We start from the raw sequence: 25,315 nt of genomic DNA, 5'->3' as shown, positions 1-25,315 counted from the left end.
GACCGCGTCGATGGGCTACCCTGGCCGGGTTGCCTGACGCAACGAACCCTCCTGCCGCGGCGAATGGCGCCGCGGCCTACCGCAAACGAGACCACAGGAGGTGATGAGGTCCGTGCGTCACTACGAAGTCATGATCATCCTCGACCCGTCGATCGATGAGCGCACCGCAGGCCCGTCCCTGGAGAAGTTCCTCGATATCGTCCGCAAGGACGATGGCGAGGTCAAGAAGGTGGACGTCTGGGGCAAGCGCCACCTGGCGTACCCCATCGAGAAGAAGGACGAGGGCGTCTACGCCGTCGTCGAACTCAACTGCGGGCCGGATGCCGTCAAGGAGATGGACCGCCGGCTCAACCTCAACGACAACGTCCTGCGCACCAAGGTGCTGCGGACGGATCGCTGACCGGCCCCGGTCATCCGGGCCACCCTTAGGAGCGAAGAATGGCACAGGGAGAGACCCCCATCACGCTGATCGGCAACGTCGTCGCCGATCCCGAGCTGCGCTACACCGCGTCCGGCACCGCGGTGACGAACTTCCGCGTCGCCTCCACCCCCCGCGTCTACGACAAGCAGGCGGGGCAGTGGACCGACGGCGAGGCCCTGTTCCTCACCTGCAACGCCTGGCGGGAGATGGCCGAGAACGTGATGGAGACCCTGAGCAAGGGCATGCGCGTCATCGTGCAGGGCCGGCTGCGCCAGCGCAGCTACGAGACCCGCGATGGCGAGCGCCGCACCGTCTACGAGATCGAGGCCGACGAGGTCGGCCCCTCGCTGCGCTTCGCCTCCGCCCAGGTCACCCGCAACCCCCGCGGTGGCGGCTCCGGCGGCGGCGGCTCCTTCGGCGGCGGTGGCGGCCAGTCCTTCGGCGGCCCCCGCGGCGGCTCCGGCGGCGGCCAGCCGTCCGGCTCCTTCGGCGGCGGCCAGCCGGCGGAGGACCCCTGGAACTCCGCCCCGCCCGCCGGCGACTTCGGCGGCGGCGACGAGCCCCCCTTCTGATCCGGACCCGACCGGGAACCCATCTTTTTCGACCAACAGACATTCACCCGAAAGGCAGGGATCATGAAGCTGATCCTCACCGCCGCCGTCGACCATCTCGGTGTCCCCGGGGACATCGTCGAGGTCAAGGCCGGCTATGGACGTAACTACCTGCTTCCGCGCGGCCTGGCCATCGTGGCCACCCGCGGCGCGGAGAAGCAGATCGAGGGCATCCGCCGTGCCCAGGAGGCCCGGGAGATCCGGGACCTGGACCACGCCCGCGAGGTCAAGGACACCCTGGACGCGCTGGAGAACGTGTCCGTGTCCGTGAAGGCCTCCGAGTCCGGCAAGCTCTTCGGCTCGGTCACCGCGGCCGATGTCGCCGGCGCCATCCGCGCCGCCTCCGGGCAGGCCGTGGACAAGCGCGCCGTGGAGCTCGCCCCCGGCCAGATCAAGGCCCTCGGCCGGCACACCGTGGACATCGCGCTGCACCCGCAGATCACCGCCCACGTCTCCGTGGAGGTCGTCGCCGGTTAGCGCCCGGCCGCCGGGTATCCGGCGGCGGCCGGCGCGCACCCCGCCCGGCCCATAGACAACAGCAGCCCAGGGGCCCCGTCCGGACCATCGGACGGGGCCCCTCGGCGTGCCCGCCGGGCCCGGGCCCGCGGCCTGCGCCGATGGTGGATAAGCCCTGTGGACAACCTGTGGACTTCTCCCCCGATCCGGGCCCGGATCCGCCCCGGGCGCATGACCGGCACCGGATCGGGGGGTGAACGCGGGGCGACGAAAACCCGTTCGGTGACGAGTGTGACTATTGGGGAAGCAGGGGCTAACCCGGACCGGAAACACCGCCCCACCTGCGGATATGTACCGTCATTGCAGGTCATGGGCCCGCTGCGGCGGATGGTGCGGCCCCTCCCCCGGCGGCACCACCTGCGCATTCACCGGTTATTCACTTTCGGCCCCGGGGTTGTCCACAGGACCGTCCACAGGGCCTGTGGATAACCCGGTGGATGACCGGCCCCGGCGGGTGCCCCGGGGCCCCGCCGCCGGCGGGGCACCCGGCGCGCCCCCGCGGGGGCCGCGCCGTCCCGGGGTGGTCTAGCATGTGGTGGCCACGCCAGGAGGCGGCCGGCGGAGAGGAAGCGACGGCGACGATGACGAGCAGCCCCCAGCACCCGGTTCCGGAGGAGCCCGCGGGCGTCTCCTTCGACGACCCGCCCCCGCCGCCGGAGGACCCGGCGGCCGACTACCGGCGCCGCGGCGAATCCGCCGGCGGACCCGCCTTCGACCGCAAGCCCCCGCACAACATCGAGGCCGAGCAGGCGGTGCTCGGCGGGATGCTGCTCAACCCGGCGGTGATCGCCGACGTCTACTCCATGCTGCGCACCGCCGACTTCTACCGGCCCGCGCACCAGACCATCTACGAGGCGATCCTGCACCTCTACGGGGAGACCTCCGAGGTGGACCCGATCCTGGTCGCCGGCCGGCTGGACAAGCTCGGCGAATTGGAGCGGATCGGCGGCGCCCCCTACCTGCACACCCTCACCGCGATGGTGCCCACCGCCGCCAACGCGCACTACTACGCGCGGATCGTGGCGGAGAAGTCGCTCATCCGGCGGCTGGTGGAGGCCGGCACCCGGATCGCCCAGATCGGCTACGCCGGGGCGGAGGACACCGAGGCGGAGAAGCTCGTCGACGCCGCCCAGCAGGAGATCCTGGAGCTCAACCAGTCCTCGGAGACCACCGACTACTCCTCCATGGCGGAGCTGCTGGAGCCGGTGTTCGGGGAGCTGCGCCTGCTGCAGCAGGACGGCGGCCTCGCCCGGGGCGTGCCCACCGGCTTCGGCGACCTCGACGAGCTCACCAACGGCATGCACCCCGGCCAGATGATCATCGTCGCCGCCCGCCCCGGCGTCGGCAAATCCACCCTGGCCATCGACTTCATGCGCTCGGCGTCGATCCGGCACGGCAAGACCTCGGTGATCTTCAGCCTGGAGATGTCCAAGTCCGAGATCATGATGCGCATCCTCTCCGCGGAGACGAAGGTGCCGCTGGCGAACATGCGCGGCGGCCGCCTCGACGAGGCCGAATGGGGCCGGCTGATCGACGGCCTGGACGCCTGGAGCGAGGCGAAGCTCTTCATCGACGACTCGCCGAACCTCACCATGATGGAGATCCGCTCCAAGGCCCGGCAGCTCAAGCAGAAGCACGACCTGGACCTCATCGTGGTGGACTACCTGCAGCTGATGAGCTCCGGGAAGAAGGTCGAGTCCCGGCAGCAGGAGGTCTCCGAGTTCTCCCGGCACCTCAAGCTGATGGCCAAGGAGCTGGAGGTGCCGGTGGTGGCCATCTCCCAGCTCAACCGCGGCCCCGAGGCCCGCACCGACAAACGCCCCCAGGTCGCCGATCTGCGCGAATCCGGCTCCCTGGAGCAGGACGCGGACATCGTGCTGCTGCTCTACCGGCCCGATTCGCAGGCCCAGGAGGAGTCCCATGAACGCGCCGGGGAGGCCGACATCATCGTGGCCAAGCACCGCGGCGGCCCCCTCGGCGTGGTCACCGTCGCCTCCCAGCTGCACTACTCCCGCTTCACCAACATGCACAAGGGGCCCTGACCCCGGCCCCGGGGCGGGGCTTGACCCGATGATGACGGCTGGTAACCTTGGGCGCGTCCGCGGGCCCACCCGCCCGCGGCGCACCCCGGGCCGCGGCCGCCACCATCCCGCGGCCCGGCTCGCGGCCGCGGAACGCACCATCCCGCGGCCCGCCCACCCCGCCCCCACGGCGCCGCCGCGGGGGCGGGCGCGCGTATCCGGCGCCGGGGCCCGGACGCGCCCCCGGCCCCGCCCCGCCCAGGAGATGCCCGCCGTGCCCCAGCCCGCCCCACGGACCACCGCCGCCGCCGCGCCCGCGCGGCCGCGGCGGCGCGTGCAGTGGGTGGACGCCGCCAAGGGCCTGTGCATCGTGCTCGTGGTCATCGGCCACGCGATCACCGAACTGGCCAACCACGGCTACGCCACCGGGATCTGGGCCCAGGTGAACTTCATCCTCGGCCCGGTGCGGATGCCCCTGTTCTTCCTCGCCTCCGGGCTCTTCGCCGCCAAGGCGCTCTCCGAATCCTGGCCGCGGCTGGCCGACCGCCGGATCTGGGTGATGGTCTGGCTCTACGTCATCTGGGTGCCGGTGCGCGAGATCTTCCACGCGCTGATCCCGCGCACCCGGGTCGACGAGCCGGGCATCCTCGCCGCCCCGGAGATCGCCGATCCCCTGGCCTGGCCGCGGCTGGCCGCCCGGATGGCCCATGCCGTGGTGGAGCCCACCAGCTACCTGTGGTTCCTCTACGCCCTGGCCATGTTCGCGGTCGCCTCCAAGGCCACCGCGAAGGTGCACCCGGGCATCCAGATCGCCGCCGCCGCGGCGCTCAACGTCCTCGCCCCCTTCGCCCCGGTGAGCTGGTCCTGGAACTTCATGACCCAGATGTACGTGTTCTACCTGATCGGCATGTACGCCGCCCCGTGGATCTTCGCCATGGTGGCCCGGCGCAACCCGCTGGTGCCGGCCGCGGCGGTGGCGCTCTACGCCGCCGGGGCGGGCTGGATCCTGGCCACCCACGACACCTTCAACGAGGGCAACACCGGCCTGCTGCGCTTCGCGCTGTCCCTGGTCGGGGTGACCGCCGCGGTGAACCTGATCGCCATGGCCGAGGGCACCCCGCTCATCGAGCCCTTCCGCCGGCTCGGCGCGCGCACCCTGCCGGTGTTCCTCATGCACATCCCGCTGATGGCCGCGATCGTCTTCCTGGCGAACCTGGTGCTGCCCGCCGACCCGGGCCTGCCCGGGCAGCCGGTGCTGCTCGCCCTCGCCGGGATCGCCGCCTGCCTGGGCGTGCACCGGCTGCTCATGGCCCATGGCGGGCGCTGGCTCTTCGCCCGCCCGGAGCGTCTGCGCCACGCCGGCTGAGCCGCGCCCGGCGGGGTCGGGAACAAACCCCCGGGGGTGTCCGTTGCACCCGTCGAGCGCGCCGGAACCGGCGCGACCGCCGACACCCCCGACTACCCCGAGGAGCTACCCACCATGGCCACCATCGACGTGACCAACGCCAATTTCGCGGAGACCGTCCAGGGCGAGGGCATCGTCCTCGTCGATGCCTGGGCCAGCTGGTGCGGCCCCTGCCGCCAGTTCGCGCCCATCTACGAGGCCGCCTCCGAGCGCCATGACGACGTGGTCTTCGCCAAGCTGGACACCGAGGCCAACCAGGAGATCTCCGCGGCGCTGGGCATCCAGTCCATCCCCACCCTGTTCCTCTTCCGCGACGGGGTGCTGCTCTTCCAGAACCCCGGGGCCATCCCCGGTGAGGCGATCGACGATCTGCTCCGCCAGGCCCGGGAGCTGGACATGGCCGAGGTGCGCCGCCAGGTCGAGGAGCAGATGCGGCAGAACCCCGGCGCCGGCGCCTGACCGCCCGCGCCGCTATTCCGCGGCCCAGGCGGCCGCGTTGCGGCGCAGCCCCCAGCCCAGGGCGAACCCGCCCCCGGCCAGGGCCAGCCCGCCCAGGGCGAGCAGCCCCGCCGGCGCCCCGCCGGAGGCGGCGGGGCGCACGGCGGCGGCCGTCGCCGGCGCCCCGTGGCCGGGCAGCCGATCCCCCAGGATCGCCGCCACCGCCTCGGTGAGCGCCTCCGGCCGGTCCACCCCGGAGGTGAGCACCGCCATGGTGAAGCGCCGATCCTCGCCGAAGAACCCGGCGCTGGTGCGCATCAGCGGATCCACCCAGCCGTTCTTCTGGCCGACCTCCTCATCGGGCAGCGCCGCCCGGATCCCGATGTCCTGGTCCATGCCCCCGTAGGAGTACTTCGGCAGCGACAGCAGCAGCCGGGTGAAGTAGTCGGTCTCCGCCTCGGACATCCCCCCGGTGCCGGAGAGCACCCCGTCGTAGAAGCGCACCATGTCCTCCGGGGAGGCCTGCACCGAGGACCAGTTCGGCCCGTTGACGGTGGCCTCAGACAGCCCGTAGCGGGTGCGGATGCTGTCCATGATCTCCGCGCCCCCGTAGCGGGCCCACAGCGCGGTGGTCGCCTCATTGTCGGAGAGCCGGATCATGTCGTCGCGCAGCATCGCGTCCGGGTAGCCCGCCTGCGGCATCTCCCCGGATCCGGCGGCGATCCCGGAGCCCTCCGGCGGGGTGTAGTTGGTGTAGCCGACCACCTCGGCGATGAACACCTTCACCAGGCTGGCCAGCATGAAGGACTCCCCGCCGCGCTCGTTGGCGACCACCCGGCCGGTGGCCCGGTCCAGCAGCGCCACCCCGATCCGCGCCCCGGAGGCCTCCAGCTCCTCGGTGACCTCGGCCATCGCCTCCCCGATCGCGGCGTAGTCCACCGGCGGGGCGTCGGCGGCGGGCGTGGTCGCCCAGGCCGCCGGCCGCGGCGCCGGGCCCGGGGTGCGCGTGGCGGTGCCGGACTCCCCCGCGGGGGTCCTCGTCGCGGTGCCCTTGCCCCGCGCGCCGCCCCGCCCGGGGGAGTCGCCCCCGCGGGTCTTCGCCGGGGCCTTCCCGGTGGTCCGGGGGACGCTCGTGGACGCCTCGGCGGCGGGGGCCGCCCAGCGGGTGCGCGCCGCATCCGCGGCGGGCTCGGCCTCGGCGGCCGGGGCCGCGGCGGCGCCCGGGCCGGCGAGGGCCAGCCCGGCGACCGCGGCGGCGGCGGGGATGCGGCGCAGCAACCGCGTGGTGGACATGAGGCTGGATGATACCGCGAGCCGGTGGTGAGGGTGCCCTGAGCGTCCCGGATAGCGCCCGCGCGGGCCCGGGTCGGCCCGTAGCATTGGCGGTGATCGGCCGGTGGTGGACCGGGCCGGCGCACGAGCCAAAGGAGAGAGCGATGCCCAACCCCTTCTCGAAGGGCTGGAAGTACCTGATGGCGTCCTTCGACAAGTCGATCGAGGACAACGCCGACCCCAAGGTGCAGATCCACCAGGCCGCGGAGGCCGCCAAGGAGCGCCACCGGGCGATCCAGGAGCAGGCCGCCGCGGTGATCGGCAACCGCAATCAGCTGGAGCTCACCCTGGGCCGGTTGGGCAAGGAGCGCGACAAGCTCGCCGAGGGCGCCCGCGGGGCGCTCGCCCAGGCCGAGCGGGCCCGCGCCGCCGGGGACGAGGCCCGCGCCGCGGAGCTGGAGGGCACCGCCCAGGCGCTGGCCGCGCAGCTGGTCACCGTGGAGCAGGAGCTCGCCGACACCGCCGAGGCGCATGAGCGCGCCGGGCGGGCCGCGGAGGAGGCGCAGGCCCAGGCGAAGCGCTCCCAGGAGGAGTACCGGGAGCTCTCCGGCACCATCCGGGAGCTGGAGGCGCAGGCCGACCAGGCGGCGATGCAGGAGCAGGCGGCCGCCGCCCTGGACGGGGTGCGGGCCCGGGCGAAGGAGTCCTCCGCGCCGACCCTGGACGAGGTGCGGGCGAAGATCGAGTCCCGCTACGCCAACGCCCTGGGCGCCCAGGAGCTCGCCGAGGGCTCCGCGGACGGCCGGATGGCCGAGGTGGAGGCCGGGGTCGCCGACGCCCGGGCGAGCGCCCGGCTGGCCGAGATCCGCGCCGAGCTGGCCGGCGGGGACGCCCCCGGGGAGCTCACCGCCGGCGAGGACCCCGCCGCCGACGGCGGGGCCGACCGCGGCTGAGCGGGGCCGCCGGGGCTAGCGCCCGTCGCGCTTCCGGGTGAGCAGGATCGCCCGAATCCCGGCGTGGAAGCCGTCGCGCAGGTTGACCCGCTGGCCCTCGTCGAGGGTGTACTCGTGCAGGGTCTCGCAGGCGAACTGCAGCAGCGGCCGGTCGATGTCCGCGGGCAGCCCGCCGCCGGAGAGCAGATGCGCGTCATCGCGCTGCGCCTCCGTGGCCGCGGACTCGAACCACCAGCTGGCGTACTGCTTGCCCACGTCGAAGGGGGTCTGGAACCCGGCGGAGCCCCACACCTCATTCGGCAGCGGCACGTAGCGGGAGCGCAGCTTCCGCCGCGGCGCCATCATCGACGGGTTCGGCCGCGGCGCCGGCTTCGGCCCCGGGGCCTCCGCCGGCTCGGCTTCCGGGTCCGCCGCCGCCTCCCCGGGATCCTCGGCGGGGTCCCCGTCGGCCCCGGGCCGGTCCGGTTCCGCGGTCCCGGCGGGCTGGTCCGCTGCGGCGTCCCCCGCCGGTGCCGCCGTGGCCGGCTCCGCCGGCGCGGGGCTGGCCGCGGGGGTCCCGGAGTCGCCGTGGTCGGACTCCGCCGCCGCCGCGGAGCCCGGTCGGGCGCCGGCGTCGGGGGTGGGCTGCGGTTCCGGGGCGCGGGCCGTGGGGGTGGCCGGGGCGGGGGCGCAGTCGCCCCCGTCGGCCGGCGCCGGGTCCGGATCCTTGGCGACCTCCGCCGCCGGGGCGGAGCCCTCCGGGGCGGCGCCGGTGCGGTCCGCGCCCCCGCGGAATTCCGCCACCGGGGTGGCGCCGAGGTCCTCCGGGGGTTCGGCATCGCCCACCGGCTTGGCCCGCACCACCGGCGGCAACGGGCCCTCCAGCACGTTGAGCTGCATGCATTCGGCGAAGTCCTCGCGCGGGTCGAGGATCGTGGTGGTGTCGCAGGCGTGCCGCAGGGCCGAGGACATGGAGTCCCAGCCGAAGCCGTAGAGGTGCACCCGCACCCCGGCGCCGGCGGCCTCGTTGACCCCGGGCAGCATGTCCGCGTCCCCGGAGACCAGCACCATGTCGGTGACCTGGTCGCGCAGCGCGGCGATCACCATATCGGCCACCAGGCGGGTGTCCACCGCCTTCTGGGTGCGCCGGTCGCCCCATTCGATGAGCTGGCCGGCGCGCAGCCGGACCCCGTCGATGGTGCGCAGTTGCCGCTGGTAGCGGTGCGGTCCGGACTCGGGCAGCCCGTCGTACCAGAGCTGCCGCTGCACCGGCTGATCCAGCTGCGCGGTGATCATCCGGTCCAGGACATGGACCACCTCGCGGAGATCGATCTCCAGCTGGCCGCGGGCCCCGGTCTCCCACGAGTTGTAGAAGCTGGCGAGCAGATAAGACGTGTCGACGTATACGAGCGTGCGTTCAAGCATGGGCTCCTTCATTCCGTTTCACAGTGCGCTAATTCATTTCGTTGCACTCCCCAGGATGCACTACCGGGGCGGGCCCGCGCCCCCGGGCGCGCGCCGCGGGCGCGCGCGGCGCGGGGGTAGGTTGGCGGGGGATGCTGGTCACGCGCGGAAAAGGGAGGCACGGGTGCGGTCCTGGTTCCTGCGGCTGACGGCGGTCAGCGTGGTCGCCCAGGCCGTGTTCAACGGCGGCCGGGTGCTGCTCAGCTACCGGGTGCTGGAGCAGGGCGGCGACGCCCGCACCATCGGCTGGTTCACCGCGGTGTTCTCCCTGGTGCCGCTGCTGGTGGCGTTGCCCGCCGGCCGCCGGGTCGACGGCGGCCGGGCCCCGGGGGTGCTGCGTGCGGGCCTGATCGCCACCGCGGCGGCGCCGCTGCTGATGGCGCTCTCCCCCACCCTGTGGCCGCTGCTCGCCGGCTACGCCCTGATGGGCTTCGCCCATATGCTCACCCTGGTCGCCGCCCAGGGCATGGTCGCGGGCCTGCGCGGCGGGGCCCGCGGCCTGGACTCCGCCTTCGCCCAGTTCACCCTGGGCATCTCCGTGGGGCAGCTGGTGGGCATCGTCTTCTCCGGGTGGATCGCCGCCCGCGGCGGCGGGTCCCCGGACGCGGTGGCGACCACCCCGGCGCTGCTCGCGCTCACCGTGCTCGGGGTGCTCGCCCTGCTCGGCGGCTGGGCGACCGCGGGCCGGTACCGGGTGATCGCGGCCGGCGCCCGGGATGCGGCGGGGGCCCCGGCCGCGGCGGGGCCGCAGGCCCATGAGGGGGCGTGGCGGATCCTGCGGCATCGTGGGATGGCCCCGGCGATGTTCGCCTCGGTGAGCGTGATCGTGGCCATCGATCTGCTTACCGCGTACATGCCGGTGCTCGGCCGCGAGCTGGGCCTTTCCGTGGGGGCGGTGACCGTGGTGCTGGCCGCCCGCTCCGGGATGGCGGTGGTCTCCCGGGCGCTGATGCCGTGGATCCTGCGCCGCGCGCGCCGGGACCTGGTGCTGGTGCCGGCGGTGTTCGCCGGGGCCACGGCGCTGGCGGCGATGCCCTGGCTGGGCGGGGTGGGGCCCCTGGCGGTGGCGACGGCGGTATGCGGGTTCGCCTGGGGGCTGGTGATGCCGATGACCATGACCTGGGTGTCCCAGCTGGCCGGGCCGGCGGATCGGGCCACCGCCTTGTCGGTGCGGCTGATGGGCAACCGCCTGGCGCAGGTGGCGCTGCCGCCCCTGGCGGGGCTGGGCGCGGCGGCGATGGGCGCGGGGTCGGTGTTCCTCTCCGCGGGGGTGCTCATGGGCCTCGCCGGGGCGGGGGCGGCCGCGGCCTCGCGTTCGGGCACCCTGGACCGGGGTTGAGCGGGGTGCCGGGGAAGGGCCCTTTCCACCCCACTGCCTGCGGGTTTGCGGAAGCGTGAAGGCCGTGTGTAGTGTTCTCCTGGTCAGCGCGCCGCGGTGCCGCCGGGTCCCGGAAGGGATGCGGGGGATGCGGGGCGCGGACCACGGGGGAGATGCTCATCATCACGAGCCGACGGCCGGTTTGACTGGTTGCGGCGGGTGTGGTTAGAATCTTCTCTTGCTGCCTGGGGCGCCGGAGTGGTCCGGTTGTCCGGGTGTGCGCGTGTTGTGTGAGAACTCGATAGTGTGCCGATGTACTACTTATTTTTCCGGTGATGGTGCCGGGAGTCTTTTTCAGGGGCTCTTGAAACAATCACTGATGAGCGTGTGCCCGGTTTGTTCCCCGTCAAGGGCTTCGGGTGCGCGCGTTTTTTGGACAATACGCCAGACTGGGGTCTGTTTGGGTCCTGGTTTGTTGTTTGTTCTTTTTGCCAGTTTTCGGGCTTTTCGCTTAAAAGCTTTTGTGGAGAGTTTGATCCTGGCTCAGGACGAACGCTGGCGGCGTGCTTAACACATGCAAGTCGAACGGTAAGGCCCCCGCTTGCGGGGGTACACGAGTGGCGAACGGGTGAGTAACACGTGGGTGACCTACCCTGCACTTCGGGATAAGCCTGGGAAACTGGGTCTAATACCGGATAGGACCAGCACGTAGGGTGCTGGTGGAAAGTTTTTCGGTGCAGGATGGGCCCGCGGCCTATCAGCTTGTTGGTGGGGTAATGGCCTACCAAGGCGTCGACGGGTAGCCGGCCTGAGAGGGTGGACGGCCACATTGGGACTGAGACACGGCCCAGACTCCTACGGGAGGCAGCAGTGGGGAATATTGCACAATGGGCGGAAGCCTGATGCAGCGACGCCGCGTGGGGGATGACGGCCTTCGGGTTGTAAACTCCTTTCACCATCGACGAAGGTTTTCTGACGGTAGATGGAGAAGAAGCACCGGCTAACTACGTGCCAGCAGCCGCGGTAATACGTAGGGTGCGAGCGTTGTCCGGAATTACTGGGCGTAAAGAGCTCGTAGGTGGTTTGTCGCGTCGTCTGTGAAATTCCGGGGCTTAACTCCGGGCGTGCAGGCGATACGGGCATAACTTGAGTACTGTAGGGGAGACTGGAATTCCTGGTGTAGCGGTGAAATGCGCAGATATCAGGAGGAACACCGATGGCGAAGGCAGGTCTCTGGGCAGTAACTGACGCTGAGGAGCGAAAGCATGGGTAGCGAACAGGATTAGATACCCTGGTAGTCCATGCCGTAAACGGTGGGCGCTAGGTGTGGGTCCCTTCCACGGGGTCCGTGCCGTAGCTAACGCATTAAGCGCCCCGCCTGGGGAGTACGGCCGCAAGGCTAAAACTCAAAGGAATTGACGGGGGCCCGCACAAGCGGCGGAGCATGTGGATTAATTCGATGCAACGCGAAGAACCTTACCTGGGCTTGACATATACGGGATCGCCGTGGAGACACGGTTTCCCTTGTGGCTCGTATACAGGTGGTGCATGGTTGTCGTCAGCTCGTGTCGTGAGATGTTGGGTTAAGTCCCGCAACGAGCGCAACCCTTGTCTCATGTTGCCAGCACGTTATGGTGGGGACTCGTGAGAGACTGCCGGGGTCAACTCGGAGGAAGGTGGGGATGACGTCAAATCATCATGCCCCTTATGTCCAGGGCTTCACACATGCTACAATGGTCGGTACAGTGGGTTGCGATGCCGTGAGGTTCAGCTAATCCCTTGAAAGCCGGTCTCAGTTCGGATCGGGGTCTGCAACTCGACCCCGTGAAGTCGGAGTCGCTAGTAATCGCAGATCAGCAACGCTGCGGTGAATACGTTCCCGGGCCTTGTACACACCGCCCGTCACGTCATGAAAGTCGGTAACACCCGAAGCCAGTGGCCCAACCCTTGTGGGGGGAGCTGTCGAAGGTGGGATCGGCGATTGGGACGAAGTCGTAACAAGGTAGCCGTACCGGAAGGTGCGGCTGGATCACCTCCTTTCTAAGGAGTTATTTTTGTAGTCGCGTCATTGGCGTGGTCCTGTGGGCCGGCTGGTGGTGCGCGTTTTTTGTTTTCGGGTGGACGCCGTCCGCCGGGGAAGTCGTGGTGCGCCGTGCTTGCCCGGGCCGTGTGGTCCGGGTCGCCCTGTGGTGGTGGGTGGCCCTGTTGTCGGGGTCGCCGGTGGGGTGCGCAGGTGGTGCGTCGGCATGCTGTCGGGTGTCTGGGACGACACGTCCCTTGTTGTGTTGCGCCCGTCGGGTGGCGGCGGAGGCTTGTGGTCTCCGGTTGCCGGCGTCGGGTGGTGTTGTGTGAGAACTGGATAGTGGACGCGAGCATCTTTTTTTTTGTTGTGTGTGTTCCTTGATTTTTTTGTTGTGTGTGTGTTCAAGGGCGCACGGTGGATGCCTTGGCATGGAAGGCCGATGAAGGACGTGAGAGGCTGCGTTAAGCCTCGGGGAGCTGCCAACTGAGCGTTGATCCGAGGGTGTCCGAATGGGGAAACCTGGCCGTCGTTATGGGCGGTCGCCCGCATCTGAATTCATAGGGTGCGTGGTGGTGACGCGGGGAAGTGAAACATCTCAGTACCCGCAGGAAGAGAAAACAATTGTGATTCCGTTAGTAGTGGCGAACGAACGCGGATGATGGCTAAACCGCGCGCGTGTGATACCGGTCAGGGGTTGCGCGTGTGGTGTTGTGGGGCCGCCCGTGGTGGGATCTGACTGTCCTGCCCGGGGTGTGGATGTGTTAGCGGAAAGTGCGTGGAATCGCCTGCCGTAGACGGTGAGAGCCCGGTACGTGAAAGCATGTTCATATCCTGTGTGGCGTGATCCCCGAGTAGCAGCGGGCTCGTGGAATCCGCTGTGAATCCGCCGGGACCACCCGGTAAGCCTGAATACCTTCCGTGACCGATAGCGGATAGTACCGTGAGGGAATGGTGAAAAGTACCCCGGGAGGGGAGTGAAATAGTACCTGAAACCGTGTGCCTACAATCCGTCAGAGCCTCCGTGTGGGGTGATGGCGTGCCTTTTGAAGAATGAGCCTGCGAGTCAGCGGCATGTCGCGAGGTTAACCCTTTTCGTGGGGTAGCCGTAGCGAAAGCGAATCCTAACGAGGGTGTGTTAGTGGCATGTCCTGGACCCGAAGCGGGGTGATCTACCCATGGCCAGTGTGAAGCGATGGTAAGACGTCGTGGAGGCGCGAACCCACTTAGGTTGAAAACTGAGGGGATGAGCTGTGGGTAGGGGTGAAAGGCCAATCAAACTCCGTGATAGCTGGTTCTCCCCGAAATGCATTTAGGTGCAGCGTCGTGCGTTTCCTCCTGGAGGTAGAGCTACTGGTTGGTTTAGCGGGACTATCATCTTAGCGACATCAGCCAAACTCCGAATGCCGGTGAGGTCAGAGCACGGCAGTGAGACTGCGGGGGATAAGCTTCGTAGTCGAGAGGGAAACAGCCCAGATCGCCGGCTAAGGCCCCTAAGGGTATGCTAAGTGGAAAAGGATGTGGGATCGCGAAGACAACCAGGAGGTTGGCTTAGAAGCAGCCATCCTTGAAAGAGTGCGTAATAGCTCACTGGTCGAGTGGTCCCGCGCCGACAATGTAGTGGGGCTCAAGCATACCGCCGAAGCCGCGGCAGTGCGCCCTCGTGGCGTGCTGGGTAGGGGAGCGTCGTGTACGTGCTGTGAAGCCGCAGGGGTGACCCGTGGTGGAGCGTGCACGAGTGAGAATGCAGGCATGAGTAGCGAATGAGGAGTGGAAACCTCCTCCGCCGAATGACCAAGGGTTCCTGGGTCAAGCTAATCTTCCCAGGGTGAGTCGGGACCTAAGGCGAGGCCGACAGGCGTAGTCGATGGACAACGGGTTGATATTCCCGTACCCGTGATATCGCGCCCCTGGTGAATCAGTGATACTAACCCTCCTGAAGCGCATCCGCCGCCGGCCCTTCGGGGCCGGCATCCGCGGGCGCGTGGATGCAGGGGACCTGAGCTGGTAGTAGCCAAGCGATGGGGTGACGCAGGACGGTAGCCGTGCCACCAGATGGAAGTGGTGGTGCAAGCGTGTAGCCCGCGGGCCAGGTAAATCCGGCCCGCGCTTGAAGGGTGAGACGTGACGCGTACCCGTAGTGGGGACGTCGGTGATCCGATGCTGCCGAGAAAAGCCTCTAGCGATGTGATGTCATGGCCCGTACCCCAAACCGACACAGGTGGTCAGGTAGAGAATACCGAGGCGATCGGGATAACTGTGGTTAAGGAACTCGGCAAAATGCCCCCGTAACTTCGGGAGAAGGGGGGCCGCGGCCGGTGACCCGCCTAGCGTGGCAAGCCGGCTTCGGCCGCAGAGAATAGAGGGAAGCGACTGTTTACTAAAAACACAGGTCCGTGCGAAGACGGGTAAGTCGAGGTATACGGACTGACGCCTGCCCGGTGCTGGAAGGTTAAGAGGACCTGTTAGATCACGTAAGTGGTCGAAGCGGAGAATTTAAGCCCCAGTAAACGGCGGTGGTAACTATAACCATCCTAAGGTAGCGAAATTCCTTGTCGGGTAAGTTCCGACCTGCACGAATGGCGTAACGACTTCCCTGCTGTCTCAACCACAGGCCCGGCGAAATTGCAGTACGAGTAAAGATGCTCGTTACGCGCGGCAGGACGAAAAGACCCCGGGACCTTCACTATAGCTTGGCATTGGTGTTCGGTTCGGTTTGTGTAGGATAGGTGGGAGACTGTGAGGCGGCCACGCCAGTGGTCGTGGAGTCGTTGTTGAAATACCACTCTGATCGGATTGGATGTCTAACCTTGGCCCGTTATCCGGGTCGGGGACAGTGCCTGGTGGGTAGTTTAACTGGGGCGGTTGCCTCCTAAAGAGTAACGGAGGCGCCCAAAGGTTCCCTCAGCCTGGTTGGCAATCAGGTGTTGAGTGTAAGTGCACAAGGGAGCTTGACTGTGAGACTGACAGGTCGAGCAGGTACGAAAGTAGGGACTAGTGATCCGGCACTGGCTTGTGGAAGCGGTGTCGCTCAACGGATAAAAGGTACCCCGGGGATAACAGGCTGATCTTCCCCAAGAGTCCATATCGACGGGATGGTTTGGCACCTCGATGTCGGCTCGTCGCATCCTGGGGCTGGAGTAGGTCCCAAGGGTTGGGCTGTTCGCCCATTAAAGCGGCACGCGAGCTGGGTTTAGAACGTCGTGAGACAGTTCGGTCTCTATCCGCCGCGCGCGTGGAAACTTGAGGAAGGCTGTCCCTAGTACGAGAGGACCGGGACGGACGTACCTCTGGTGTGCCAGTTGTCCCGCCAGGGGCATGGCTGGTTGGCTACGTACGGAAGGGATAACCGCTGAAAGCATCTAAGCGGGAAGCCTGTTCCAAGATCAGGTTTCTTTTGAGGTCCCCAGCAGACTACTGGGTTGATAGGCCGGATCTGGAAGCACCGCAAGGTGTGGAGGTGACCGGTACTAATAGACCGACCACACCACAACCCCCCACCCCCAGCGGTGGGAGCAACGGGTCGAGGTGTGCGCACGACAACACGAAGAATAGAGCTTGTGCTCGCGTCCACCATCCAGTATCTGGGACAACACCGCCCACCATAGGCATGTAGTGCTTTTTTGGTGGGTTTCCCGTAACACGTGTCGGTGGCGAAAGCGGCGGGGCCACGCCCGGTCCCATTCCGAACCCGGAAGCTAAGCCCGCCAGCGCCGATGGTACTGCACCCGGGAGGGTGTGGGAGAGTAGGACACCGCCGGCCACAAACCAAGCACGACCCGACGCCCCCGAGGCGCCCGGCCCCCACAAGGGGCCCGGCACCCCGGGGGCGTTCGGCGTACCCGGGGGGGGGCAGGCCGCCGCACCCCGGCCGGCCCCGGAGCCGCCCGTGACGGGCGGGTCCGGGGCCTTTCGCATATCCGGGTTCGACCGGCAAATATCTGCCCGAACACTCACATGGGCACCGCGGTCCCCCCGGGGCCCCGGCCCGGTGTGCCGGGTTCGCCCGTTTGCCGCGTAGCGTGATCGCCATGGGAATGAAGAAGCTCTACGTCGCCGCAGTCGTCTACCTCATCCTCGGGCTCTCCGCCGGGGTGTTCTACCGGGAGTTCACCCGCGTCTTCGACGGCGCCGGCGGCAACACCCAGCTCAACACCCTGCATACGCACCTGATGAGCCTGGGCGTGCTGTTCTTCCTCATCGCGCTGCTGCTGGAGCGCTCCTTCCGGCTCTCCGCGCACCCGAACTTCACGCTCTGGTTCTGGCTGCACAACATCGCCCTGTTCTGGACCATCGGCTTCATGACCGCCAACGGCATCGTGCACGCCACCGGCAACGGTGAGGCCTGGACCGCCATGTGGTCCGGCCTGGCCGGGGTCGGCCACATCCTGCTCACCGTGTCCTTCGCCCTGTTCTTCGTCATCCTCGGCAAGCGGGTCCGGATCGCCGGGTACCGGGACGCCCAGGCCCCGGAGGCCGCCTAGTCCTCGGCCATCGCGGCCAGCGGCGGCACCTTCGCCGCCCGGGCCGCGGGCCACGCCGCGGCCACCACCCCGGCCGCCGCGGCGCCGGCGAAGGTCACCGCGAGCAGCCCCCAGGGCACCGCGATCACCGCGTCCGCGGCGAAGACCACCCGCAGGAAGGCCCAGCCCAGGGCGAGGCCCAGGGCCATGCCCAGCACCGCCCCGAACAGGGCCACCTGCACCGACTCCAGGACCACCATGGTGCGCAGGCCGGCGCGTTGCATGCCGATGGCCCGCAGCATCCCGATCTCCCGACGCCGCTCGATGACGGACAGCGCCAGGGTGTTGAGGATGCCCAGCACCGAGATGACGATCGCCAGGCCCAGCAGGGCGTAGACCACGGCGAGCATCCGGTCGATGCCCCCGGCGACCTGGTCAGCGTACTCCGCCCGGTCCCGCACCTCCGGGATGAGGAAGGGGTCGGCGGCGTCCTCCACCGCGGCGCGCACCGCGGCGGGCACCGGCGCATCGCCGGCATCGGCGCCGCCGGCGACGGAGAGGTAGATCTCCCGCACGCCCAACCACCCCGGGCGGGCCACGCCGAGGATGCCGCGGGCGATCATCACCGGCGCGGTCTCCCCGTCGTGCACCCCGGTGATGGAGGTGGCCACCGCCCCGGTGGGGGTGAGCACCGCGACATCGGAGCCCAGGGTCCAGCCGTTGTCCCGGGCGGTGCGCTCGTTGACCACCACCCCCGCATCCGGGGCGCCCAGATCCAGGGAGCCGGCGGTCGCGTGCAGGGAGTACCAGCGGCCCAGGTCGCCGTCGAAGAAGGGCTGCAGACCGCCCATCCCGGACGGCGGCCGCCCGGCGGCCCCGGCATCGCCGCCCGGATCGGCGGCGCCGCCGGCCGGGTCGGCCTCGGGGCCGTAGCCGGCGGCCGCAGCGGCGGCGAGGATCCGCTCCGCGTCCCCGGGGTCGAGCACCGCGACCGGGGCCAGGGCGAAGGAGGCGGCGCCGGTGACCCCGTCGACCTGCTCGACCGCGGCGCGCACCCCGTCGGGCAGCGGCATTTCGGAGGTCATCGGCGCGGAGACGATGAGGTCGGCGCGGAAGTCCTCGTCGAGCATGCCGGTGGTGAACTCCTTCATGGAGGCGCCGAGCATGCCCACCGAGGTGACCAGGGCCAGGCCCAGGGTGAGCGCGAAGGCGGTGGCCGCGGCGCGGCGGGGGTTGCGCCGGGAGTTCGTCGCGGCGAGCCGGCCCACCGCCCCGAAGGGGGCGCCGAGCACCCGGCCGATCCCGGCGGCCCCGATCCGGGCCAGCGCGGGCCCGGCCAACCAGGCGGCGAACAGCGCGGCCAGGGCGCCCACCCCGACCAGGATCGCCCGGGGCCTGGTCTCCTCGGCGTCGATCCCCAGCGCGACGGCCACGGCGACCAGGGTGAGCGCGAGGCAGCCCGCGCCGGCGAGGGTGCGCGCCCGCAGCGGCGCGGCCGCGGCGTCCCCGGCGCGCATCGCCGCCACCGGGGGCACCGCCCCGGCCCGATGCGCCGGCGCCCAGGCGCCGAGCACCGTGATCGCCACCCCGGCGGCCGCCGGCACCAGGATCGCCGCCGGGGACCAGGCCAGCGCCGGGGCGGGCATGCCCAGGGTGGCCTCCAGCACCGCGGTGAGCACCCGCACCAGGCCGAAGCCGGCGGCCACCCCGAGGGCGGAGCCGACCAGGCCGACGAGGGCGGATTCGGCGAGCACGGAGCGGGTGAGCTGCGCCCGGGCCGCGCCGATGGCGCGCAGCAGCGCGAATTCGCGGATCCGCTGGGCGACCAGCATGGCGAAGGTGTTGGCGATGATGAACGCGCCGGTGACCAGGCCGATGAGGCCGAAGGCGACGAGGAAGTAGTTGACGAAGTCGAGCTGCTCCGCGGTGTCCGCGGAGCTCTGCGCCACCCGGTCCGCCCCGGTGCTGACCTCGGCGTCCGGGTGCGCGGCGGCGATCGCGGCGGCCACCCGCTGCGGCGAGCGGCTGCCGTCCACGCCGAGCAGCAGCCGGGGCACCCCGCCGGCGGGGGCGTAGAGCCGCCGCCACAGCGCCGGGTCCACGGCGGCCAGCGGCCGGGTGGAGCCGGGCCGGGGCCGGAACACCCCGCTGACGGTGAGTTCGGCGCGATCCCGGGCGGTGACCACGGTGATCCGGTCGCCGACGCCCGCGCCGCCGGCCTCGGCGGCCCGCCGGTCCAGGGCGACCTCCTCGGGGCCCTCCGGGGCGGACCCGGTGTCGTAGACCACCGGGGAGCCGTCCAACCAGGTGCGTTGGGCGGGCCGGCCCTGCGGGGAGACGGGGGTGCGCAGCCGGGCCCCGTCCGCCCCGGTCAGCACGATCGCGTCCAGGCCGGTGGATTCGCGCACCGCGCGCACCCCGGGGGTGCCCGCGATATCGGCTATCGCGGCCTCGTCCAGGCCCGCCCCGGGCCCGGCCTCGACGATCACGTCCACCCCGGCGTACTCCCCGGCGACGACGTCGTCGAAGGCGGCGGAGAGGGTCTGCGTGAAGACCATGGCGCCGGTGATGAAGGCGGTGCCGAGCACCACGGAGATGACGGTCAGGGCGAGGCGGAGCTTGTGCGCGGCGAGGGTGCGCACCCCGATCCGCAGCATCGGGGAGCGGGTCACGGCGCCTCGATCCCGGCCATCCGGGCGAGGATGGCCTCCCGGTCCGGGGCCCGCAGATCGTCGACGATCCGGCCGTCGGCGAGGAAGAGCACCCGATCCGCCCAGGCGGCGGCGACCGGATCATGGGTGACCATCACCACGGTCTGGCCCATCTCGTCGACCGCGGCGCGCAGGATGGCGAGCACCTCCCGGGAGGCGTTGGAGTCGAGGTTGCCGGTGGGCTCGTCGCCGAAGATGAGCTCCGGCCGGCCGGCCAGGGCCCGGGCCAGGGCGACGCGCTGCTGCTGGCCGCCGGAGAGCTCCGCGGGCAGGTGCCCCAGCCGCCCGGCCAGGCCCAGCCGGGAGGTGACCTCCTCGAACCAGGGCCGGTCCACCCGCCGCCCGGCGATGTCCGCGGGCAGGGTGATGTTCTCCCCGGCGCTGAGCGTGGGCACCAGGTTGAAGGACTGGAAGACGAAGCCGAGCCGGTCCCGGCGCAGCGCGGTGAGCCCCCGGTCGTCGAGGCCGGCGAGATCGGTGCCGCCGATGCGCACCTCGCCGGCGGTGGGCGCGTCCAGGCCGGCCATGCAGTGCATGAGGGTGGACTTGCCGGAGCCGGAGGGGCCCATGATGGCGGTGAACTCCCCGGCGGCGAAGTCCACGTCCACCCCGTCCAGGGCGGTGACCGCGGTGTCGCCGGCGCCGTAGCGCTTGGTCAGGCCGCGGGCGCGGGCGGCGGGGGCGGGGGGCTGCTCGGCGTGCATGGGGCTCAGTATGGCACCGGCGCGGCGGGGCTGTGAAGGTCGCGGCGGGAGTGGAACTCCCGGCGCTCCCCGGTGCGCGGATCGGCGAAGGCGAGGGTGCGGCAGAGCAGGTGCAGCGGCCGCGCCGGGTCCTCCTCCGCCGCGGGCGCGATCTCCGGGTAGAGGGGGTCGCCGAGGATGGGGCAGCCGGCCTCCGCCAGGTGCAGCCGCAGCTGGTGGGTGCGCCCGGTGAGCGGCCGCAGCCGCCACACCGCGGTGCCGTCGCCGAGCTCGCGCACCGACTCGACGATGGTGCGCGCATTGGGCTCGCCGGCGATGGTGCGCGCCCGCAGCACCCCGCGGATCTTCTCCTGCCGGGTGGCCAGCTCCGTCCCGGCGGGGATCGGGCGCCCCGGGGCGGGGGTGCGCGCCTCGTAGATTTTGGTCACCGCCCCGGGGGTGGCGAACAACTCCTGGTAGGCGCCCCGATCGGCGGGCCGGCGGATGAAGAGCAGCAGGCCCGAGGTGAGCCGGTCCAGGCGGTGCGCCGGGGTCGGCTCCTCCTCGCCGAGGGTCCGGCGCAGCCGCACCACCGCGGTTTCGGTGATATGCGCCCCGCGGGGGGTGGTGGCCAGGAAGGGCGGTTTGTCGACGACCACCACCCGCGGATCGGCGTGCACGATCGGCATCGGCCCGGCGATGGTCCGCTCCGGGGCGGGCATCCGGCGAAACCACAGGTCGGCGCCGGCGGGGAGGATCTCCTCCGGGGCCACCGGGCGGCCGGCGGCGTCGACGACCTCGCCGGCGGCGAAGCGGGCGGCGACCGCGGCCGCGTCATCGGCGGGGTGCCGGCGGCGCTGCCCGGCCACCGCGGCGGCGATGAGCTCGCCGGCGGTGACGCCCTCGGCGGGGCAGCGCACCCGGGAGGCGGTGAGGCCGCCGCGGGGCGGCAGCGGGGCGCCTCGGCGGCGACGGGGGGACATGCCCGCAGGGTAGCGCGCCGGGTGGGGCCCGGGCCCGGTCAACCGCAACCGGAACCCTGGAAAGCGTTCCGCGCCGGGGGTACCGTTGGGGTTGGAAGCGACGCTATCCGGGCCCCCGTCTCGGGCGGCACCGGGAGGAGGGAGAGGGCACAATGCCCAAGCAGGACATCATCGTCTGCGCCGTCGACGGTTCGGAGGCGGCGAAGACCGCGGTCCGGTGGGCCGCCAACGCCGCGGTGAAGCGCGGCGTGCCGCTGCGCCTGGTGAGCAGCTACTCGATGCCGCAGTTCCTCTACGCGGAGGGCATGGTGCCGCCGCAGGAGCTCTACGACGATCTCGAGGCCGAGACCATGGAGAAGATCGACGAGGCCCGGGCGGTGGCGGAGGGCTTCGCGCCGGGCGTGGAGGTCTCCCACCAGATCGAGGAGGGCTCGCCGATCGACATGCTGCTCGACCTCTCCGAGCAGTGCACCATGATCGTGATGGGCTCCCGGGGCCTGGGCGGGCTCTCCGGCATGGTGATGGGCTCCGTCTCCGCCGCGGTGGTCTCCCACGGCGCCTGCCCGGTGGTGGTGGTCCGGGAGGACAATGACGTCACCGAGGAGACCAAGTACGGCCCGATCGTGGTCGGCGTGGACGGCTCCGGGGTCTCCCAGCGCGCCATCGAGCACGCCTTCCGGGAGGCCGACGCCCGCGGTGCGGAGCTGGTCGCGGTGCACACCTGGATGGATATGCAGGTGCAGGCCTCCCTGGCGGGGCTGGCCGCCGCCCAGCAGGAGTGGAAGGTGGTGGAGGAGGAGCAGAACGCGCTGCTCGGCCACCGCCTGGCCGGCTGGTCGGAGAAGTTCCCGGATGTCAAGGTCACCCGGGTGGTCACCCGGGACCGTCCGGTGCGGGCGCTGTGCGACGCCGCCGAGGGCGCCCAGCTGCTGGTGGTCGGCTCCCATGGCCGTGGCGGCTTCCGCGGCATGCTGCTCGGCTCCACCTCCCGTGCGCTGCTGCAGGCCGCGCCCTGCCCGCTGATGGTGGTGCGCCCGGTGGAGGGCGACGTGAAGTAGCGCCCCTCGCGGATCGATCGGGCCCCCGGCGCCGTCCCGGCGCCGGGGGCCCGATCGCGTCCGGCGCCCGAATGCCGCATGGGTGCGCGGATGCGGGCGTCTCCTGCCCGGATCCGGGCCACCCGGGCGCCCGCTTCGCCCGCGTGGCCCCGCCTTCCCACCGTCCTGGCATAATTGTTAACTCTTTGTTACCCTCTTTTAATCCCGGTTACCCTATACTGGGAGCCGGACACGCCGCGTCCCGCCGATCCGGCGGGCCGCGTTCCTGACGAAAGGTTAACCATCATGACTGACACCCTGCTTCTCGCCGCTGAGGGCACCCCGGCCCTCGGCTTCATCGGCTGGATCATCATCGGCGGCCTCGCCGGCTGGATCGGCTCCAAGATCATGGGCACCGACGCCCAGATGGGCCTCGGCCTGAACATCCTCGTCGGCATCATCGGCGGCTTCATCGGCGGCTGGGTGCTGACCCTGTTCGGCATCGGCTCCGGCGGCTGGATCTGGTCCTTCCTGACCTGCCTGCTCGGCGCCGTCATCCTGCTGTGGATCGTCGGCCTGGTGACCAAGAAGCGCTAAGCGGACCCCGCGTAGCACGACGGCGACCCCGCCACCCGGGACCTCCCGGGGGCGGGGTTTTCCCGTGCCCGCCGGCGGACAGCCCGGTTCGTACGGTGCGGGAGCCCCGCCGGGCGGCGCACCCGGTTAAAATGGGGCGACCGAGGAAAGCGGATCCGGAAGGGTTGGTGCACGAGGTGGCTGAAGCGACGCAGGGCAGGGGAGTGCGGGGCGGCCGCGGTTCCCGCGGCGGCGCCGGCCGCCGCAACCGGCCCAGCCCCCGCGAGCGGCTCCTCGCCGGCGCCACCGAGCTGTTCACCACGGAGGGGATCCGGGTGATCGGCATCGACCGGATCCTGCGCGAGGCCGATGTCGCCAAGGCCAGCCTGTACTCCCTCTTCGGCTCCAAGGACAACCTGGTGATCGCCTACCTGGAGCGCCTCGACGAGATGTGGCGGGCGAACTGGGACGCCCGGGTCGACGGGATGGACACCCCCGAGGAGAAGATCCTCGCCTTCTTCGACGTGTGCATCGCCGAACAGCCCCAGATCGGCTTCCGCGGCTCCCATTTCCAGAACGCCGCCGGGGAGTACCCGCGCCCGGAGACCGATTCCGAGCGCGAGATCCGGGCCACCGTGGCCCGGCACCGGGAATGGGTGTGGGAGACCCTGCGCGGGCTGCTCGTGGAACGCGAATGCGGGCAGGCCTCGCTGCACGCGAACATGCTCATGGTCTTCCTCGACGGGGGGCTGGCCGGCGCGAAGATGGCCGGCAACCTCACCCCCCTGCAGACCGCCCGGGATCTGGCCCGGGATTTGGTGTATTCGGACCATTGAGCGGCCACCGCGGCGGGGCGGCGTTGGCCGCCACCCGGCGCACCGGCTCCCCCGGCGCCGACGGCAGCTCCAGCACGAGCGGCCAGGTGCCCTCGGCGGGGCCGGGGCCGGGGATCCGGTGCTGCTCGGCCGGCCGCAGCCACACCACCATCGCCCGCATCCGGGCCACCTTCAGCCGGCGCTGCCGCTCCGCGCGGGCCGCGGCGGCGGCGATCTCCGGGCCGGCCCGGCGGACGGCCTTGCGCTCGGCGCGCACCTTCGCCGCGTAGTCCCGGAACTCGCCGGTCAGCGGCAGCCGCCGGTCCACGGCCAGCACCAGCACCGCGGACTGGGTGCTGGTCCACAGGTTGTTCGCCACCCAGTAGAGCATCACCGCCACCGGGGCCGGGCCGAAGAGGCCGAAGAGCAGGGGGAAGGCCGCGCCCAGGCACGCGAGCACGACCATCGTCGGCAGCATGGTCCGGGCGAAGCGGGACTCCCGGTCCATGGTGCGCCGCATCCGGTGCACGCTCCAGGACATGTTCGCGGTGGTGAGCACCGTGGCCATCAGGATCAGCGGCAGCGCCAGCTCCATTACCCCGGTCCGGGTCACCCCCAGCTGCACCAGGCCCGGTTCCGGCATCGCCGGGTAGGCGGGCAGCGGCACCCCGCGGAAGGAGGAGGCGGCGAAGCCGGCGACGTCCTCGGCGGGGATGAACTTCACCGGGTGCGGGCGGCGGTCCCCGCCCACCCCGAAGGCCATCTCCCGGACCAGCCGGTACAGGCCGAGGATCACCGGCACCTGCACCAGGGGCATCACGCAGCCCGCCCGGGGCGCCACCCCGTTGGCGCGCTTGAGCTCCTCCCGGCCCCAGCGCAGGTACTTCGCCGCGTCCGGGTCGCCGTAGTAGCGGTAGCGCCGGGACATGGCGCGCATCCGGGGCCGCAGCAGCACCAGGATCCGCCCGGAGCGCTGGGAGCGGTAGGCCAGCGGGGCCAGGGCCCCGCGCACGGTGGCCACCAGCAGCAGAATCGACGCCACCCAGGTCGCCGAACCGGCGAGGTGGATGACGTCGGCGAGCAGCCAGTGCCAGAAGCGCAGCACCAGCGACACCGGGTACGCGAAGAGCTGGCCCACCGCGTACGGCGGGTAGAACAGCAGCCTCAGCAGCACCGGCGTCTCCCCTCAGCCCGGGCCGGGACGGCCCCCGGCCCGGGATGGGAGTCTAGTCGGGCGCCTAGGCGTGGGCCGCCTCGTACTTGGCGATCACGTCCTTGGACAGGGCGCCGCGGTCGGCGACCTGGATGCCCTGCTGCCGCGCCCATTCGCGGATGATCCGGTTGCGGTTGCGGTTCGCGTTGGTGTTCCGGGTGGTGCGGCGCACCCGCTGCTGCACCGGCTCCACGGGCGAGGCCTTCTCCACGTAGCCGGCCATCACCTCGTCGAATTTCCGGGCATTCTCCTCGGAGAGATCGAGCATGTACTGGCGGCCCTTGTAGCCGAAGCGGACCACGTTGACGTCATCCTCGTCGAGCGGGGTGCCGTCGAGATCATCGAAATAGCGGGTGATTTCCTTGCGGGCCATGCTGCTGTCCTCCGAGGTGGTGGTGGATGTCGGGGGCGGTAAT

At 70.7% G+C, this 25,315-nt stretch carries 19 protein-coding genes and 3 rRNA genes; 15 read left to right on the top strand and 7 right to left on the bottom strand.

The genetic code is table 11. From position 1 onward, the window contains the following. The first annotated feature begins 112 nt into the window (after positions 1 to 112). The 6 genes from rpsF to CSPHI_RS11620 all read left to right on the top strand — a co-directional run bounded on the left by rpsF (position 113) and on the right by CSPHI_RS11620 (position 5,433). Positions 113 to 400 (top strand): 30S ribosomal protein S6, encoded by a 288-nt coding sequence (rpsF, locus tag CSPHI_RS11645; RefSeq protein WP_211274668.1) that lies wholly within the window; start codon positions 113 to 115, stop codon positions 398 to 400. A gap of 38 nt (positions 401 to 438) precedes the next feature. Further along, positions 439 to 993, top strand: a complete 555-nt coding sequence (locus tag CSPHI_RS11640; RefSeq protein WP_075693484.1) for a single-stranded DNA-binding protein — start codon at positions 439 to 441, stop codon at positions 991 to 993. A 63-nt stretch (positions 994 to 1,056) separates the two neighbouring features. Further along, positions 1,057 to 1,509, top strand: a complete 453-nt coding sequence (gene rplI, locus CSPHI_RS11635; protein ID WP_075693482.1) for a 50S ribosomal protein L9 — start codon at positions 1,057 to 1,059, stop codon at positions 1,507 to 1,509. 620 nt (positions 1,510 to 2,129) lie between these two features. Continuing rightward, complete coding sequence (gene dnaB / locus CSPHI_RS11630) at positions 2,130 to 3,590, top strand: replicative DNA helicase (protein ID WP_075693480.1); 1,461 nt, start codon at positions 2,130 to 2,132, stop codon at positions 3,588 to 3,590. A 253-nt stretch (positions 3,591 to 3,843) separates the two neighbouring features. Beyond that, on the top strand, positions 3,844 to 4,935 hold the full coding sequence (locus CSPHI_RS11625) for an acyltransferase family protein (RefSeq protein WP_169840413.1): 1,092 nt from the start codon (positions 3,844 to 3,846) through the stop codon (positions 4,933 to 4,935). A gap of 114 nt (positions 4,936 to 5,049) precedes the next feature. After that, entirely contained in the window at positions 5,050 to 5,433 is a 384-nt protein-coding gene (locus tag CSPHI_RS11620) for a thioredoxin family protein (protein ID WP_075693476.1), read from the top strand. Between the two features lie 12 nt (positions 5,434 to 5,445). Here CSPHI_RS11620 and CSPHI_RS11615 read toward each other — a convergent pair whose 3' ends face one another. Further along, positions 5,446 to 6,705 carry a serine hydrolase gene (locus CSPHI_RS11615; protein ID WP_075693474.1) on the bottom strand — a complete coding sequence of 420 codons (1,260 nt, stop codon included), beginning with the start codon at positions 6,703 to 6,705 and terminating at the stop codon, positions 5,446 to 5,448. 143 nt (positions 6,706 to 6,848) lie between these two features. Between CSPHI_RS11615 and CSPHI_RS11610 the strand changes: the two genes are divergently transcribed. Then, positions 6,849 to 7,637, top strand: a complete 789-nt coding sequence (locus CSPHI_RS11610) for a PspA/IM30 family protein (protein ID WP_075693473.1) — start codon at positions 6,849 to 6,851, stop codon at positions 7,635 to 7,637. Positions 7,638 to 7,652: 15 nt separating this feature from the next. Here CSPHI_RS11610 and CSPHI_RS11605 read toward each other — a convergent pair whose 3' ends face one another. Further along, a complete protein-coding gene (locus CSPHI_RS11605) occupies positions 7,653 to 9,041 on the bottom strand; it encodes an NYN domain-containing protein (protein WP_075693471.1) in 1,389 nt (462 codons plus the stop codon). Positions 9,042 to 9,204: 163 nt separating this feature from the next. On the opposite strand from CSPHI_RS11605, the gene CSPHI_RS11600 reads away from it, so the two are divergent. The 5 genes from CSPHI_RS11600 (at position 9,205) to CSPHI_RS11580 (ending at position 16,902) form a co-directional block, all read left to right on the top strand. Beyond that, positions 9,205 to 10,419 carry an MFS transporter gene (locus tag CSPHI_RS11600; RefSeq protein WP_075693469.1) on the top strand — a complete coding sequence of 405 codons (1,215 nt, stop codon included), beginning with the start codon at positions 9,205 to 9,207 and terminating at the stop codon, positions 10,417 to 10,419. 499 nt (positions 10,420 to 10,918) lie between these two features. Further along, positions 10,919 to 12,438, top strand: a 16S ribosomal RNA gene (locus CSPHI_RS11595). 373 nt (positions 12,439 to 12,811) lie between these two features. Next, positions 12,812 to 15,912, top strand: a 23S ribosomal RNA gene (locus CSPHI_RS11590). A gap of 152 nt (positions 15,913 to 16,064) precedes the next feature. After that, positions 16,065 to 16,181 (top strand): 5S ribosomal RNA (gene rrf, locus CSPHI_RS11585). The 16S, 23S and 5S rRNA genes sit together here, the layout of an rRNA operon. Positions 16,182 to 16,449: 268 nt before the next feature. Beyond that, a complete protein-coding gene (locus CSPHI_RS11580) occupies positions 16,450 to 16,902 on the top strand; it encodes a DUF2871 domain-containing protein (protein ID WP_245803317.1) in 453 nt (150 codons plus the stop codon). Here CSPHI_RS11580 and CSPHI_RS11575 read toward each other — a convergent pair. From CSPHI_RS11575 to CSPHI_RS11565, 3 genes are read right to left on the bottom strand one after another with little or no spacing between them, the layout of a single operon-like run. After that, positions 16,899 to 19,553, bottom strand: coding sequence for an ABC transporter permease (locus CSPHI_RS11575; RefSeq protein WP_084210410.1), 2,655 nt, complete (start codon positions 19,551 to 19,553; stop codon positions 16,899 to 16,901). The two genes, CSPHI_RS11580 and CSPHI_RS11575, sit on opposite strands and share 4 nt — an antisense overlap. Beyond that, on the bottom strand, positions 19,550 to 20,296 hold the full coding sequence (locus CSPHI_RS11570) for an ABC transporter ATP-binding protein (RefSeq protein ID WP_075693467.1): 747 nt from the start codon (positions 20,294 to 20,296) through the stop codon (positions 19,550 to 19,552). Before CSPHI_RS11570 ends, CSPHI_RS11575 begins: the two co-directional genes overlap by 4 nt. Positions 20,297 to 20,301: 5 nt before the next feature. After that, positions 20,302 to 21,258 carry a pseudouridine synthase gene (locus CSPHI_RS11565; RefSeq protein ID WP_075693465.1) on the bottom strand — a complete coding sequence of 319 codons (957 nt, stop codon included), beginning with the start codon at positions 21,256 to 21,258 and terminating at the stop codon, positions 20,302 to 20,304. Between the two features lie 152 nt (positions 21,259 to 21,410). Here CSPHI_RS11565 and CSPHI_RS11560 point away from each other — a divergent pair, with 152 nt between their 5' ends. From CSPHI_RS11560 to CSPHI_RS11550, 3 genes are all read left to right on the top strand, one after another. After that, entirely contained in the window at positions 21,411 to 22,316 is a 906-nt protein-coding gene (locus CSPHI_RS11560; protein WP_075693463.1) for a universal stress protein, read from the top strand. A gap of 285 nt (positions 22,317 to 22,601) precedes the next feature. Beyond that, positions 22,602 to 22,892 (top strand): GlsB/YeaQ/YmgE family stress response membrane protein, encoded by a 291-nt coding sequence (locus CSPHI_RS11555; RefSeq protein ID WP_075693461.1) that lies wholly within the window; start codon positions 22,602 to 22,604, stop codon positions 22,890 to 22,892. A 176-nt stretch (positions 22,893 to 23,068) separates the two neighbouring features. Next, positions 23,069 to 23,707, top strand: a complete 639-nt coding sequence (locus CSPHI_RS11550) for a TetR/AcrR family transcriptional regulator (protein ID WP_075694061.1) — start codon at positions 23,069 to 23,071, stop codon at positions 23,705 to 23,707. Here CSPHI_RS11550 and yidC read toward each other — a convergent pair. Then, complete coding sequence (yidC, locus tag CSPHI_RS11545; RefSeq protein WP_075693459.1) at positions 23,649 to 24,860, bottom strand: membrane protein insertase YidC; 1,212 nt, start codon at positions 24,858 to 24,860, stop codon at positions 23,649 to 23,651. The two genes, CSPHI_RS11550 and yidC, sit on opposite strands and share 59 nt — an antisense overlap. 64 nt (positions 24,861 to 24,924) lie before the next feature. Next, complete coding sequence (locus tag CSPHI_RS11540; RefSeq protein ID WP_075693457.1) at positions 24,925 to 25,272, bottom strand: histone-like nucleoid-structuring protein Lsr2; 348 nt, start codon at positions 25,270 to 25,272, stop codon at positions 24,925 to 24,927. Between the last annotated feature and the right edge of the window lie 43 nt (positions 25,273 to 25,315).

Origin of the sequence: Corynebacterium sphenisci DSM 44792, assembly GCF_001941505.1 — a bacterium.
In the GTDB taxonomy this organism is placed as follows: domain Bacteria; phylum Actinomycetota; class Actinomycetes; order Mycobacteriales; family Mycobacteriaceae; genus Corynebacterium; species Corynebacterium sphenisci.
This window is presented reverse-complemented; position numbering and strand designations above follow the sequence as displayed.

Bases quoted from the DNA above. Each gene is read 5' to 3' on its own strand.
- CSPHI_RS11640 (WP_075693484.1), top strand. From the start codon at position 439: ATGGCACAGGGAGAGACCCCCATCACGCTGATCGGCAACGTCGTCGCC.
- rplI (WP_075693482.1), top strand. From the start codon at position 1,057: ATGAAGCTGATCCTCACCGCCGCCGTCGACCATCTCGGTGTCCCCGGG.
- dnaB (WP_075693480.1), top strand. From the start codon at position 2,130: ATGACGAGCAGCCCCCAGCACCCGGTTCCGGAGGAGCCCGCGGGCGTC.
- CSPHI_RS11620 (WP_075693476.1), top strand. From the start codon at position 5,050: ATGGCCACCATCGACGTGACCAACGCCAATTTCGCGGAGACCGTCCAG.
- CSPHI_RS11615 (WP_075693474.1), bottom strand. From the start codon at position 6,705: ATGTCCACCACGCGGTTGCTGCGCCGCATCCCCGCCGCCGCCGCGGTC.
- CSPHI_RS11610 (WP_075693473.1), top strand. From the start codon at position 6,849: ATGCCCAACCCCTTCTCGAAGGGCTGGAAGTACCTGATGGCGTCCTTC.
- CSPHI_RS11605 (WP_075693471.1), bottom strand. From the start codon at position 9,041: ATGCTTGAACGCACGCTCGTATACGTCGACACGTCTTATCTGCTCGCC.
- CSPHI_RS11580 (WP_245803317.1), top strand. From the start codon at position 16,450: ATGGGAATGAAGAAGCTCTACGTCGCCGCAGTCGTCTACCTCATCCTC.
- CSPHI_RS11570 (WP_075693467.1), bottom strand. From the start codon at position 20,296: ATGCACGCCGAGCAGCCCCCCGCCCCCGCCGCCCGCGCCCGCGGCCTG.
- CSPHI_RS11565 (WP_075693465.1), bottom strand. From the start codon at position 21,258: ATGTCCCCCCGTCGCCGCCGAGGCGCCCCGCTGCCGCCCCGCGGCGGC.
- CSPHI_RS11560 (WP_075693463.1), top strand. From the start codon at position 21,411: ATGCCCAAGCAGGACATCATCGTCTGCGCCGTCGACGGTTCGGAGGCG.
- CSPHI_RS11555 (WP_075693461.1), top strand. From the start codon at position 22,602: ATGACTGACACCCTGCTTCTCGCCGCTGAGGGCACCCCGGCCCTCGGC.
- CSPHI_RS11540 (WP_075693457.1), bottom strand. From the start codon at position 25,272: ATGGCCCGCAAGGAAATCACCCGCTATTTCGATGATCTCGACGGCACC.